The organism is Marinoscillum furvescens DSM 4134, assembly GCF_003386095.1.
Classification (GTDB): Bacteria; Bacteroidota; Bacteroidia; order Cytophagales; family Cyclobacteriaceae; genus Marinoscillum; species Marinoscillum furvescens.
Map to the genome: position 1 here is coordinate 77,161 of NZ_QREG01000018.1, position 14,398 is coordinate 91,558.

Sequence of the window (14,398 nt, forward strand, 5' to 3'; positions counted from 1 at the left end):
ACTCAAATTGTATGATAAGTCGAATTCAAACACGTTTGGCCTTAGTAGTAGTTGCTTTGTTCACTTTTGTTCAATCGCATTCGCGAAGTTTTGTGAATCCGATAAGTGACCTGGCTGACCCTTTTATTACCTATCATAATGGATACTATTATTACACTGGCACCACCGGTGGAAACATTAGTATGCGCAAGTCTACCACCCTGGAGGGGTTGAAAGCCGCTCCAATCCAGACCATCTACACCCCATCGGGCAGTGCCCCCACACATCACTACTGGGCACCTGAGATGTTTCGTATCAACAATACCTGGTACATCTATTTTAGTGCATCTCTGACCACCAGTACCAATGACATGCGTACGTGGGTTCTGGAAAATACCTCCACCGACCCCATGGCTGGTACGTGGGTTTTCAAAGGGAGGATCTACGACTCGTCAAATGACCTGTGGGCCATTGATGGGACTGTTTTAAGTCTTCATGGGACCAATTATTTCCTATGGTCTGGTGTCGATTATAATGCTACCATCGATAAGCCCCAGCGCATTTATATCGCATCAATGAGCAACCCGTGGACACTCAATTCGGGCAGAACATTGCTGTCGAGTCCGGACATGGGATGGGAAAGCAATGGAGGTGTAAATGAAGCCCCTGAAGTCATTCAAAAAAATGGAAAGGTATTTATGGTGTATTCTGCAAATGGATGCTGGACGCCTGATTATAAACTAGGTATGCTTTCCATGCCAGACAACCTGGACCCTATGAACTCCGGAAACTGGTACAAACATCCACAGCCTGTATTTGAATCCAACTCCGCCGTACAGGCCTATGGGCCAGGGCATCACTTTTTCTTTAAATCACCAGATGGTACACAGGATTGGTTTGCCTACCATGCCACTACCAATGCTTCAGGTGCTTGCGATGCGAGCAGGACTACCCGCGCACAAAAGATCACCTGGAATGCAGACGGTACTCCTAATTTTGGGGTACCTGTAGCCACGGGGATCAAGCAGCAGGCACCCGCTGGGGAAGCTTCATTGGCTTCAGCGTCGCCCATTGCCAATGGCATTTACAAAATAGTCGTGCAGAGCAGCAATAAGCCACTGGATGTTGCGGGCTGCTCCATGGAGAAAGGTGCCAATGTGCACCAGTGGTCGGATGCCAATGTAGACTGTCAGAAATGGCACATTCAGGCAACCTCAGACGGGTATTACACCATCACATCGGTGCAGGGTGGATTGGTGTTGGAGGTGGAAAGCTGCTCCAACGCAAATGCTGCAAACGTACAAATGTGGGCGCCAAATGGTGCTGATTGTCAGAAGTGGTCTTTTGTATCCGTAGGAGGAGGGTATTACCGCATAGTCTCCAAGCAAAGTGGGAAATCACTGGATATCCAGTTTGGAGGGCAGAATAATGGCGCTAACCTTCAGCAGTATGATTATCTGGGCAACAGCCAGCAGCACTTCAGAATGGATTGGTTAGGAGCTGAAAGCCCTATCAAAGAGGGAGTTTATAGAATAGTGTCCAAGAAAAGTGGTTTGGCAATGGATCTGGCCGGATGCAATGTCAGCAATGGTACAAACATAGCGCAGTGGACCTGGCTAAATAACAATTGCCAGCGCTGGAGTGTAGAGTCTACAGGAGATGGATACTACATGATCCGCTCACAGGAGAGCAATCGCGTACTGGATGTCCCCAGCTGTTCTGGACTTGAAGGGGCCAACATCCAGCAGTGGGATGCCTATGGCAACGACTGCCAAAAGTTTGCCATAGAGCCCGCGGGAAATGGATATTTCAGCATCATCAATAAGTCCAGCGGACACGCTGTGGATGTTTCCAATTGCTCCATGAGCCCAGGGGCCAACATTCATCAATGGAGTTACTGGGGAGGAGATTGTCAGCTATGGAAGTTTGAAGCAGTGACCAGCAGCGCTAGGCTAGCGACTACTTCGGATGTGGAGGAGAAAAAATGGATGGTATACCCTAATCCTACTGTTGGGCAAGTATCTGTTCGAGGTGCGTTAACTGAAACATCACGTATAATAGTCCGTGACCTATTCGGTAGGCAACTCGAAGTTTTACAGCCAAGACCGGGAAAAACAGCAAAGGTTGATTTTAGTGCCAAACAGCCGGGGATTTATTTTCTTGAGATTACCGATGGGACGTCTGTTCGTGAGGTTATAAAAATCACGAAAAAATAAGCAAACTAAGGTCGCTCCAACCCTGAACAAGTTGGAGCAAAAGAGAGCGGCCTTCGGGTCGCTCTTATTTCTATCACATTCCGAACATCTTAATGAACACCCATGAAAAACATACTTCTTCTTTACCTAATGCTCGGTGTATTGTCACTTCAAGCACAGTGGCAACCAGCAGGTGACAAAATCAAGACCAAATGGGCCGCCGAAGTGGACCCTGATAATGTGTGGCCGGAGTATCCACGTCCAATTATGGAGCGCGCCGATTGGCAAAACCTCAATGGACTTTGGAGTTATGCCATTGCCCCGGTAAATACTATCGAACCAGGAAGCTATGATGGCAACATTCTGGTGCCTTTTGCTGTGGAGTCTAGCTTATCCGGCGTACAACGAGCTGTTGGGAAAGAAAATGTGCTGTGGTACAAGCGTACTTTCGAGGTTCCCGATCAATGGGAAGGACAAAATGTGCTCCTGCATTTTGGAGCGGTGGACTGGAGAGCAGAGGTTATTGTAAACGGTATCAAAGTAGGTGAGCATGAAGGAGGCTATGCTCCCTTTTATTTTGACATTACGCCCTATTTGGTAGCTGGAGAGCAAGAGCTCAAAGTGAAAGTATGGGATCCTACTGATGAAGGGCCCCAACCTAGAGGGAAGCAGGTGAAAGACCCTGAAGGCATATGGTATACGCCTGTGACGGGCATCTGGCAGACTGTCTGGTTAGAGCCTGTATCAGAAAAATCCATTACATCCATCAAGACTACTCCGGATATTGATGCGTCCAGTATCACTCTAGCGGTTAAGGCTAGAGGTACTACCTATGGAGACATAATTACGGTAAAAGTGACGGATGGAGCAACACTGATTGCCGAGCAAAAAGCTGCCATAGGTCAGGAGCTGGTCATCACCATTCCTGATCAGAAATTATGGTCTCCAGAGTCCCCGTTTTTGTACGGACTGCAGGTGTCTATTACTAGCCAGGGAAAAGTTACGGATCAGGTGAATAGCTATTTTGCCATGCGTAAAATCAGCAGTAAAAGAGATCAAAAAGGAATTGTCCGGCTGCAGTTGAATAATGAGGATTATTTTCAGTTTGGACCGCTGGACCAGGGCTGGTGGCCAGATGGACTTTATACAGCTCCTTCAGACGAGGCGCTGATGTATGACATTAAAAAAACCAAAGAGTTTGGCTTCAATATGATCCGAAAGCATGTGAAAGTAGAGCCGGCCAGGTGGTACACACATTGTGACCGCATGGGCGTACTCGTTTGGCAAGACATGCCCAATGGTGACCAGCAACCCATTTGGCAAAACAGACAGTATTTCACAGGTACAGAATTGAAGCGAACTTCCGAGTCAGAAGCCATATTTCTGAAGGAATGGAAAGAAATTATGGATCACCTGTTTTCTTATCCGAGCATAGTTTGCTGGGTGCCCTTCAATGAAGGTTGGGGGCAGTTTAAGACAAAAGAGATTGTGGAGTGGAACATGGCTTATGATCCTTCCAGACTGATAAACCCGGCCAGCGGTGGAAATCATTTTCCAGTAGGAGATATGCTCGATTTGCACAACTATCCAGGACCGGAAATGTACCTCTATGATGCGCAGCGCGCTACTGTCTTGGGTGAATATGGGGGTATCGGGCTGGCCCTGAAGGGGCATCTTTGGGAAACCGATCGAAACTGGGGATATATCCAGTTCAAATCCTCCAGAGAGGTCACAGCGAAGTATGTAACCTCTATGCTGAAGAGCTTGCGCAGATGGCAAAATCGGGTTTTTCTGCTGCGGTGTATACCCAGACCACTGATGTAGAAGGTGAAGTAAATGGCCTCATGACCTACGACCGCAAGGTCATCAAGCTGGACCTGCCAGCTGTTCGCAAAGCAAATCTTAAAGTAATTAACTCGATCAATCAGGATTAATATGAAATTGACAATATGGAAGTCTTTCGTGTGGGGAGTGTTTTTAGCTTCAGCACTATTGGCCGCATGCAAAAGTGATCGGTTGGACTATGAAAATGTTCGCAAAGCATTTCAGCAGTCGGTTGATGGTAAGGAGGTAGCTCTTTACTTGCTGGAAAACAGTAACGGTATGCAAGTGACGATCACCAATTATGGCGGACGAATCGTGCACCTGCTTGTACCAGACAAAAATGGAAAACTTGTAGATGTCAACCTTGGCTACAATAGCCTCAAAGGCTATTTGGAAACCTCAGAGATCTATTTTGGAGCTTTAATTGGCCGATATGGAAATCGCATAGCCAACGGAAAATTTGCTCTGGATAGTGTGCTCTACGAGCTGGCTCAAAACAATGGCCCGAACAACCTCCACGGTGGAAAAAAAGGGTTTAACAATGTGGTGTGGGAAGTGCTGAGTGCCAGTTCAGATCAAATTACATTGGCTTATACCGCTCAGGATGGAGAAGAGGGCTTTCCCGGAGAGCTGGAAGTGCAAGTCACCTATTCGCTCACCGACTCCAATGAAATCGTGATGGACTATGAGGCGAATACGGATAAACCAACTCATGTAAACCTTACCAACCACGCGTTTTTTAATTTGAGTGGCGATGGCAGTGGTACCATCAACGATCACGTGTTGCAAATCCAGGCATCGAAGTATACGCCAGAGGACGAGACGCTGATCCCTACAGGTGAGTTGGTTTCCGTTTCAGGTACACCATTTGATTTCCGTGAGCCAACAGTGATTGGCGATAGATTAGCTTCGAATCACCAGCAGCTAGTCTTTGGAAATGGATACGATCACAACTTCGTGTTGGATAAAGGGATTACTCAAACTCCCGAACAGGTGGCCTCCGTGAGCTCAGAGAAGACAGGCATTACACTGGAGGTGCTTACAACAGAGCCCGGCTTGCAGTTTTATGGTGGCAATTTTCTGGATGGTTCCGAAACAGGAAAAAATGGCGTTTATGAATTTCGAGGTGCCTTTTGTCTGGAAACACAGCATTTTCCTGACACCCCCAACCAACCTACTTTTCCTACCACCCTGCTTCAGCCGGAGGAGGATTATCGATCCCGAACGATCTATCGGTTTACATTTTAAAAGTTAAAAAGATGGAGCTTAATCTCATAGATACCGAATACATTCAAAAATTGAAGTCATCCCCCTTTTCATCTTTCATATTAGTAGCTATGGTGGCGTGGATAGCCTGCTCTTGTTCTGAAAAAACCACGAAATCGACCTCCGCTTCATTTACGAATCCAGTGGATGTGGCCTTTGGGGATCCCTTTATCCTGGATAACGAAGATGGTAACTATTACATGTATGGTACCGGAGGGGGAGCAAAAGATGGGTTTGCCACGTACTCGTCTTCGGATTTGGTTCATTGGAAGTTTGAAGGACAGGTATACACAGGAAATACAGACAGCTCCTGGAACGAGAAGTGGTTTTGGGCTCCTGAAGTTTACAAGCGTGGAGATAAGTATTACCTGTTTTTCAGTGCTCAATGGAAACACAACCCACAGCAAGATGAAGAAAACTTTCGGATTGGCGTAGCGGTCGCCGATAGCCCGACAGGACCGTTTTTGGATATGTATGATCGACCAATATTCGATCCCGGCTACCCGATCATAGATGCCAATGTCTACTTTGGTGAAGACGGTACCAATTATTTGTATTACTCGAGAGCCTGTTCCCAGCATCCTGTTGCCAGTGAAGTAGCCTCCTGGGCTAAATCAGAAGGACTATATGATGAAATAGAGGAAAGCTGGATTTATGGAGTAAAACTAAAGCCAGACTTTAGCGGAGTGGAGGGAGAGCCTGTTTTGTTGCTGAGGCCTCCGGTGTCCCTTGATGATCAGCAGGCTGAATGGGAAAGTCGGTCTGTGACTTCCGGGGAAATCAATCGGCGCTGGACGGAAGGTTCTTTTACCTTCAAGTGGAAGAATTCCTATTACATCATGTACTCAGCGAATTATTACGCAGGAGCTAACTACGCCGTTGGGTATGCCACGGGGCCATCTCCTCTTGGGCCTTTTATAAAGGCATCGAACAACCCTGTGTTGCAGAAAAATGTAGAAAAGGGAGGTGAGGTTACAGGTACCGGGCACAACATGGTATTGTTTTCAGCGGACAGCTCAAAGATGTACACCGTTTATCATGCACGAACCAAAGCCAGTGGGCAGGGGCGGGTCGTTTTCATCGACTCAATGCATATCGATGAGAATGGTCAATTGGTGGTAGCGGGCCCAACCACTGAGGAGCAAACCTACCCTGAGTTGTAGTCAGAACAATCAACTACTTAAAAAGGAAAAGCGCTTGCATTCCTATGGTAAACAAGCGCTTTTCTTTGCTAATTGAAGCACTCTCAGAATAGTGTCTCATTAGGTGTTACTCTTTCCTAATCTTACCCGAAAGCTGCTGCTGGTCTGTAGTCAGTTGATACAGGTATATGCCGGTTCGGAGTGCGCTGAGGTCCAGCTCCATGGTAGGTAGGTCGAAGCTATGTTGCAACACCCGCTGCCCTCGTAAGTCAAAGATTTCGAGAGCACCTGGCCTTGCTTCTTCTTGCCGAATGATTAGTTTTTGCTCAGCCTCAGCATGGATCACAGAAAGCTTCGAGTTGGCCATGTCAGCCCCGGTACGTGATCCGGAAGACTGGTACAGATTTATCCCGGCACCACTCATTTCATTTGCAAATACCACATTGGTTTCGTTTTTAAAATCGTTGAATTTGTCCTTGGCCCATTGCGCTGAGCTGCTATTCGGTACATAAGGATTGGGTCCGAAGGGGGAATTAATCCAGGTAAGAATCCAAGCCACTTTGTGTGCGCGTCCCAGGGGATCGTTGTAGAGCGCTGGAATCACCCGATCTTGCCAGAAATTGCCACTGGCCCAGTCATCAGCCCAGCTCTGTGCTCCTATTTCACCTACATTAGTGCGGTATCCGGTCTCTGTGAGCGCTGCGATTTTATTGTTGTTGTAGGCAAAATCAGAAATCGCCCGAATCTGGCTTCTAAAGGTGGAGTCATTGTAATAGCTGTCACCGATCTCATACGCATCCAGGCCCAGTACATCCACGTAGGCATTGCCCGGGTAGTAGTCCGCACCCTTCTTGCGGCCATAAGAAGCTGTGGTATAAAACATGTCGGGAGACCAGCAGAAGAGCACATTGTCCACCAGGGGAGTGAAGTAGTTGACGGTCATTTGATACAGGGTGATGTAATCCTGAGCAGTAAATGCCAGGGCATCTTTCCCCCACCAAAACCATCCACCGTTCATCTCGTGGTACATTCTAAACACAATAGGAATTTGGACCCATCCATTGTCCCAGTACTTCAGGTCCAGCATGATGTCCTTTACTGCTGCCAGTTGATCATAAAACCATTGCCTTGGTGTTTTGCCATCGATGAGGCGGGGGTCACCATCAGCATCGTCGGTATACCAGCCCCACTGATGGTCATACACAATATCGTGTGCCAGGTAGCGATTGCCCGTGACCATTTGCTGCTGACCGTTGCTGTCCGTGTAGTAAAAATCCGGGGTGCCGTAGTTTTGACCCGGTTTAAAGCCAGGGCCTCTAAAGTGCCAGTCAAAAGTAACCAGGGCCCCTGTCCCAAAATTTTGGTAGGCCTCAATCACACCATTTTTATGTGCACTATATTCCGCGCCACCGTCCTTACGGAAATACATGAAATCAGACCCTAATACGGAAGGATGTGTGCCTGTGACATCTTTGATATCACTTTGATCTGGTGCACTGTAATACCCAGACTGGTCATAGCTATTGGCAAATTCCTGCCCGAAGAGGAGTTTGTCGTCAAAGGTGATTACTCGCAGGTTGTCGTACAGAATTTGTGTGCGGGAAGAAACCGTAGGGTCCACCTGTGCGCTGGTTGAAATTGCTACCAGTAGGGAGCAAAAAAACATTCCTAAATTTTTCATCATTTTGTAGATTTTGGTTGATCTCTCAAGGTGCTCAGAACCCTTCATACTCCACTGAAGCCATCTCCCATTTCACAGGGACTCCTGCACATGGATTTTTGATCAAAAAAGATCTTGAGTACCCAGGTTATTTATTTTTCAAATTCGAATATTCGACCGTCCTGCTTTTGCGAAAAGACTCGAAATAGCTTATTGAGGCCATTTTTTTACCTCGAAGGGTGAGCGATGTAACAGTTGCCAAATCTGTTACAAATGCCCCTGTTGGGATTGCCCCTTGCACTTGTGAAAAATGCCTTCGTCCTTCATTTTTTTCCTCAGGTACCTTGGTCAGCAACAATTTGATATGGATCAGGCATGAAATCACTCACTACCCTACTAAGGCAAACCAACCAAGCCGTGAAAAAATGGACCGGCACCTATAGAGCGAGCTATTTGCTTTTTCTGGAAATCGGTCTGGGAGTGGGGATTGTGCTCGGCGTGTATCTCATCATAAAAATTTTCCTATAAGCCTATGAACATACGATTACAACATTTCGAACTCAGGCAAAGCGGACTCCTGCTGGGACTGCTGCTCTGCTTGATGATGCAGCCAGCACTGGCTCAGGAGACCGTTTCTGGAGTGGTGACAGCCGCTCGCTCTGGTGAACCGGTTATCGGTGCCACAGTGATCGTGAGGGGGACCGCCAATGGCACCATCACGGATGTGGACGGACGCTTCACGCTTCAAGCGAGCGTAGGACAAACCTTACAGATTTCTTTTGTAGGGTTTGAAAGTCAGGAACTGGAAATCCGTACCCCTCAAGCGCTTAACATCGCGCTATCAGAAGACATCCAGTCGTTGGAAGAAGTCGTGGTAGTGGGCTATGGTTCGGTACAGAAAAGTGACCTGACGGGTTCCGTGAGCAGTGTAGATGTAGAATCACTAGAAAAGCTCGCGTCTGTAGATATCAACAGAAACCTGCAGGGGAAAGTAGCCGGCGTGCAGGTCATGAGCAACTCCGGAGCTCCCGGGGCGGGTACCACCGTGCGTATTCGTGGGGTGGGATCATTCGGTAGCGCAGGTCCCTTGTATGTCGTAGACGGATTTTTGACGGGTGATATTTCCAATATCTCACCTGCAGATATTGAATCTATGGAAGTCTTAAAAGACGCTTCGGCCACAGCGATCTATGGTTCGCGTGGTGCCAATGGTGTGATCATCATCACCACCAAGCAAGGGCTGAAAAGTGGACTCGAAGTGGAAGTAAATGCCTATGCTGGCATACAGCAAGCATGGAAGACTCAGGACTTGCTGGACGCTAAGCAGTTTGCAGAGCTCTATGTAGAGTCACTGTCTGGTCCGGGAGAGGCGTGGGACATCAATGCCATCGATGATTCAGGGAAGAAATCCTGGGTGAGAGATGCACTCGCTGGAAATATAACCGGTACTGATTGGCAGGATGAGGTCCTGCGCAATGGAGCTGTGCAGAACTATAACCTGATGGTGCGTGGAGGTACCGGTAAACTGCGCTACAAAGTAGGTGGTACTTTTTTCCAGCAAGAGGGCATCGTGGTAAATACCAGTGGAGAGACCCTGAGAGGTCAGGCCAACTTACAATACCGTCCCACCGACCGAATAGAAGTCACTGCAGATTTTAAGTATTCGCAGTACGACAATATCAACTACAGCCAGGGAACTTACGGGAGCGTTTTGGGTACGGCTTTGCGCAAAGACCCGATCAATCCGGTGAAAGACCCTACTACAGGTCACTGGGACCGCACGGGCCTTACCGACATAGCCAATCCGGCAAGAGTTGCTTATGAGCAGCAATTCCGCACAGCCACAGGCTCACGCTATGTTCCGTCATTTTCCGCTTCCTGGGAATTGATGCCGGGCCTTACGGCAAAATCGCTCGTCACATATGACCATAGAGAAAACAACAGCCGCAGCTTTACGCCGACCAATACGACCATAGAAAGTCGCTATTTGGTGGATGGTGAGCCTCAGGTGTCTCCCAACGAGTCGCTGAGCGTAGAAAGACTTTTTACCGGTTCCGGGCTACAAACGGTACTCCAAAACTCGAATACACTAGCCTATGACAAATCACTTGGTGCACACAGCATCAATGCCGTGATCGGTGTGGAGAGCTACCAGCAAGACAGTGAGTACAATTCTACCAACCCTAGTGGTGATAATCCGCCGGTGATTCGTGCCTTCAACATGCTTTCCTATTTTGGTAGAGCAACGTACAGCTACGATTCCCGGTACCTGATCACCGGTACCCTACGCAGAGATGGCTCTAGTAAGTTTCCCGAAGAGGGTAGATGGGGTACTTTTCCATCTTTTTCACTTGGGTGGAACGTTGATCGAGAAGCCTTTTTTCCTTCGCAGCAGCTGATTTCAGCCATTAAGTTAAGAGGGGGATGGGGGCGTATTGGCAATCAGGACCCAGTATCTCCTTACGGGTTTTATGCCACGCTCAGTCCCAATTGGGAGTACGCTTTTGACAACAAAAACCCATCACCAGGCTATGCATCCAGTCAGCTGCCAGCCTCCACCTTGCGATGGGAAACCAGTGAAATGGTCAATGTAGGGGCAGATCTGATGTTTTTCAATGATCAGCTGTCGATTACAGGAGAGTATTTTGTCAAAAACACTTTAGACCTACTCGTGGAGAAGCTTCCGGTTCCCAATTTTGCCGGAGCTATAGGTCCGAGATCCAATGCCGCCTCCATGAAAAATTGGGGCTCAGAGTTTACCATTGACTACAAGCAAAATGTTGGCTCTTTAATCTTCAATGTCGGGGGTAATATATCCTTTATCAACAATGAAGTTACCGATTTAGGTGCTGGAGACATTATCACAGGTGCTGGCTATGAGTCAAAAATCGGCATGCCGGCTACTCGCACCTCCGTGGGCGAAGAGTTCGCTACCTTCTATGGCTTGCGTACCGTGGGTATTTTCCAAAATCAGGCGGAAATCGATGCACGCCGTGCCTACAATGAGCAGGGCCAGCCGATCAATGGAGCCGGTGAAGTGGTAGCAGCCAATAGCGAAGACCACAAAATCATTCAGGACAAGGCGGCACCCGGAGATGTGATCTATGAGGATGTAAACAACGACGGATATATCAACTCGGATGATGCCGTGGCACTTGGTAGTGCTATTCCAGAGTTTACCTACGGATTCTACCTCTCAGCCAACTATCAGAACTTCGACCTGAGCATTGCTTTTTCAGGAGTCTACGGCAATGAAATAGCCAATATCTTCACTTTTTACAACGAAGGCTCAAGCGCTGCGGACAATAACCTGCTCGTTTCCAGAATGGATCGCTGGACTGCTGAAGGCAGTACCAACACCCAGCCGCGTGTCACTGATAGCAATACGCAAAATGACCTGTTTAGCGATCGCTTCATTGAGGATGGCTCTTTTCTTCGGTTGAGAAACCTGCAAGTTGGCTACTCTTTGCCAAAAGCACTGCTAACAAAAGTCAAGCTAAAGCAAGTGCGGTTTTATTTGTCAGCGGACAACCTGCTCACTTTTACCAAATACTCTGGGTTTGACCCTGAAATAGGTCTGGCCTATGGAGATCCATTCGGAGCAGGAGTAGACCTGGGTAGCTACCCACAAGCCCGCACCTTTTTCATCGGTACCAACATCAAATTTTAATGGCTACAATCATGAAAATTCTAACGAAACTACGCACTGTTTTTGTCCTCATCTTATCAGTAGGGCTTGGTGCCTGCGAGGACTTTCTCGTGGAGGAGCCTCAAACAGAAATTACGGAAGCCAGCTTTTTTGATTCAGAAGAAAATGCGCGCCTGGCGGTAAATGGCATGTATGACGTCCTCGGGTGGGGACAGGTAACCAACACCGCGCCTGGATTTTATCATTCCTATGAGTTTTTGATCGGGGATATCTGCTCGGACAATGCCGAAAAAGGCTCTACAGATAGCGATCAGAGTGGTATTCAGGATTTGAAAGAGTTCAAAGCCTCTGGAAGTACGGGCAATATCATCGGGATGTGGAACATCCACTGGATTGCCATTGGCAGGGCCAATCTGGTACTCAAAAATCTCAAGGATGCGGCTTTTGATGCGGAAGTGAAAAATGAAATGGAGGGGGAAGCCCGGTTTGTGCGGGCGTATGCCTACTTCTTGCTGGCCCGCATCTATGGTGGCCTGCCAATCTTTCGCGAGCCGGTGACTTCAGATCAGATCAACCGCCGGGAGTTTACCAGAGCGCCGCTTTTCAAAGTATACGAATTGATCGAGGAGGACCTTCGGTTTGCCATGGAGCACCTGCCAGAGAAAGGAGTAAGAGAAATAGGTCGGGCAAACAAAGGTGCAGCGGCGGCTTATTTGGCAAGGGCGATCATGTATCAGCTAGGCACGGACAATACCAACCAGCACGAATGGAGTGAAGTGCTCGACCTCACCGATCAGTTCATCAATGGAGCCTTCGGTAGCTATGCACTTGCCGCCAACTACGCAGAAATCTACGAGCCTGAAGGTGAAAACAATAGTGAGTCGATCTTCGAGATCCAGGCAGTGGATACGGGCACGGATATGGGAGGCACCGGTAGCATTGGTCCCTCTGTAGGTTCTCAGTGGACTGTTTTTACCAATCCACTTTCACTGGGCGGCTGGGGATTCAATACACCTTCTGCTGACTTGGCGGCAAACTATGAGGCCAATGACCCTCGAAGACCCGCAACTGCCTTGGCTGCTGGAGAATATGCCTTTGGGGTGCAGATGATTGCTAGTGAGCGAAACAAGACCGGGTATTATTCGCGAAAGGCTATGGCCGATCCTAATGACACGAGCCTTTGGGTCACCCAAAAGGGAAGTGGACAAAATATCCGTCACTTCCGATATGCAGACATCCTGCTGATGAATGCAGAAGCGGCATGGCATCAGGGCAATTTCGGTCAGGCGGTGGCCCGATTGACAGAGATAAGAAACCGAGCGAGCCAAAGCACTTATCCTAAAGGCTGGAACCCTGCAAACCCATCGGGTTACGAGCCTACTGGCTTTGCGCCGCTGGACAACAGTGTCATTCCTGCATCAGGACCTGCATTGCTGGACTTTATCTATGCAGAACGCCGCAGGGAGCTGGGTATGGAGCACCTGAGGTTTTGGGACATGGTTCGCACCGGGCAGTTCATGGCGCGAATGGAATCGCTATATGGTGCCGAAATCGCTCAGGCGGCACTGGATCATAGCATTACTGCCAGTCATCCGGAAGCGGAAGGTCAGGAAATCGTCAATCCTGTTCCCGTTTTCCCAATTCCCTCCATCGAGACCAACAACTGGAACATCCTACAAAACAGAAATTATTAACAATCAAACCAATTAAAACTAAGAAATGATGCAACGACTATTCAAACCATTTCAACTGATTTTCGCTCTGGGAGCGATCATGCTGTTGGCTTCTTGTGGCGAAGATGAGCCTAAAAAAGAAGAGGAAATTACCTTTGAAACCAACCCCGACGCTTTTTGTGCGGCTAACCCTTTTGATGGGCAATGCTGCTTGCCGAAGTATGACGTGGACTGCTACTGCTCAGAGGGTACCAATGCCACCGACGATACCGAAAATTGCTGCCTGTTTAATTACAATCCCACATGCTTCTGCGAAGCAAACCCGGAGGATGCGCAGTGTAGCCAAAACTTTGGCGTAGACAGTGGCTTGGGTGTGATTTTCGACTTTGAAAACACCGCAGAGCCACCGGCAGATCTCTTCGATCCAGCACAGCTGGCACAATACGATGGGGACGGTAGCATCACGGCGATTGAAGGCAACCATTACTATTCGCTGGCGGTAGACCTCTCAGATCCTGACAATCCTGGCTGGTCTGATTTCAAATACTGGCCATCTAAAATGGACGATAATCCAGACAATGATGGAGAAGCACAAATTGATCTGAGTGGACTGGCCAATCCCCACCTCAACTTTTGGGTAAACTCTGGACAGGATTCACTGGCAATCACTGTGGCGTTTAGAGTCAATGACCAGGACTATGACAAAGACTACCTCTTCAAAGCAGGCACTGCAGGCGAGTGGAAGCTATTTAGCATGGACCTCAGTGATGTGACCTTCCGCACAAACTATGGCGACCCTACCGGGAAAATCAATGAACTGGTACCAGAAATGAAATTTCAGATGCTGAAAGTGGTATTCAGATCAGCTACGTGGGTTTTTGCTGACCCTGACAATACCCGATACAATGCCAACATCGATGCAATATCGATCACCGATGGCCCTATAGAGCAACTGCCCTGGGTGAAATAGCAAAAGCGAAATACTTAAATCTGACTTTTACCAGGAAGAG

Annotated in this window: 10 protein-coding genes; 9 read left to right on the plus strand and 1 reads right to left on the minus strand. The window is 48.1% G+C overall.

Features of this window, described 5'->3' with window-relative positions; all coding sequences use genetic code 11:
* The first annotated feature begins 11 nt into the window (after positions 1 to 11).
* The 5 genes from C7460_RS17130 to C7460_RS17145 all read left to right on the plus strand — a co-directional run bounded on the left by C7460_RS17130 (position 12) and on the right by C7460_RS17145 (position 6,427).
* The gene (locus C7460_RS17130; RefSeq protein ID WP_115869356.1) at positions 12 to 2,195 is read left to right on the plus strand and encodes an RICIN domain-containing protein; all 2,184 of its coding nucleotides are present in this window, start codon (positions 12 to 14) and stop codon (positions 2,193 to 2,195) included.
* Between the two features lie 102 nt (positions 2,196 to 2,297).
* The gene (locus C7460_RS17135) at positions 2,298 to 3,998 is read left to right on the plus strand and encodes a glycoside hydrolase family 2 protein (protein WP_317127704.1); all 1,701 of its coding nucleotides are present in this window, start codon (positions 2,298 to 2,300) and stop codon (positions 3,996 to 3,998) included.
* Positions 3,947 to 4,108, plus strand: coding sequence for a hypothetical protein (locus tag C7460_RS24480; RefSeq protein WP_317127705.1), 162 nt, complete (start codon positions 3,947 to 3,949; stop codon positions 4,106 to 4,108). Before C7460_RS17135 ends, C7460_RS24480 begins: the two co-directional genes overlap by 52 nt.
* Before the next feature lies 1 nt (position 4,109).
* Entirely contained in the window at positions 4,110 to 5,246 is a 1,137-nt protein-coding gene (locus C7460_RS17140; protein WP_115869357.1) for an aldose epimerase family protein, read from the plus strand.
* 11 nt (positions 5,247 to 5,257) lie between these two features.
* Positions 5,258 to 6,427 carry a glycoside hydrolase family 43 protein gene (locus C7460_RS17145; protein WP_221409559.1) on the plus strand — a complete coding sequence of 390 codons (1,170 nt, stop codon included), beginning with the start codon at positions 5,258 to 5,260 and terminating at the stop codon, positions 6,425 to 6,427.
* Positions 6,428 to 6,533: 106 nt separating this feature from the next.
* On the opposite strand, the gene C7460_RS17150 is transcribed toward C7460_RS17145, so the two are convergent.
* On the minus strand, positions 6,534 to 8,090 hold the full coding sequence (locus C7460_RS17150; protein ID WP_170148071.1) for a glycosyl hydrolase: 1,557 nt from the start codon (positions 8,088 to 8,090) through the stop codon (positions 6,534 to 6,536).
* Positions 8,091 to 8,441: 351 nt separating this feature from the next.
* Between C7460_RS17150 and C7460_RS23840 the strand changes: the two genes are divergently transcribed.
* Genes C7460_RS23840 through C7460_RS17165 form a run of 4 tightly spaced genes read left to right on the plus strand, consistent with a single transcriptional unit; the run spans position 8,442 to position 14,358 of the window.
* A complete protein-coding gene (locus C7460_RS23840; protein ID WP_170148072.1) occupies positions 8,442 to 8,594 on the plus strand; it encodes a hypothetical protein in 153 nt (50 codons plus the stop codon).
* A gap of 4 nt (positions 8,595 to 8,598) precedes the next feature.
* Positions 8,599 to 11,736, plus strand: coding sequence for a SusC/RagA family TonB-linked outer membrane protein (locus tag C7460_RS17155; protein WP_115869359.1), 3,138 nt, complete (start codon positions 8,599 to 8,601; stop codon positions 11,734 to 11,736).
* 11 nt (positions 11,737 to 11,747) lie between these two features.
* On the plus strand, positions 11,748 to 13,409 hold the full coding sequence (locus tag C7460_RS17160) for a RagB/SusD family nutrient uptake outer membrane protein (RefSeq protein ID WP_170148073.1): 1,662 nt from the start codon (positions 11,748 to 11,750) through the stop codon (positions 13,407 to 13,409).
* Positions 13,410 to 13,434: 25 nt separating this feature from the next.
* Positions 13,435 to 14,358, plus strand: a complete 924-nt coding sequence (locus tag C7460_RS17165; RefSeq protein WP_147302998.1) for a hypothetical protein — start codon at positions 13,435 to 13,437, stop codon at positions 14,356 to 14,358.
* The last annotated feature ends 40 nt before the right edge of the window (positions 14,359 to 14,398 follow it).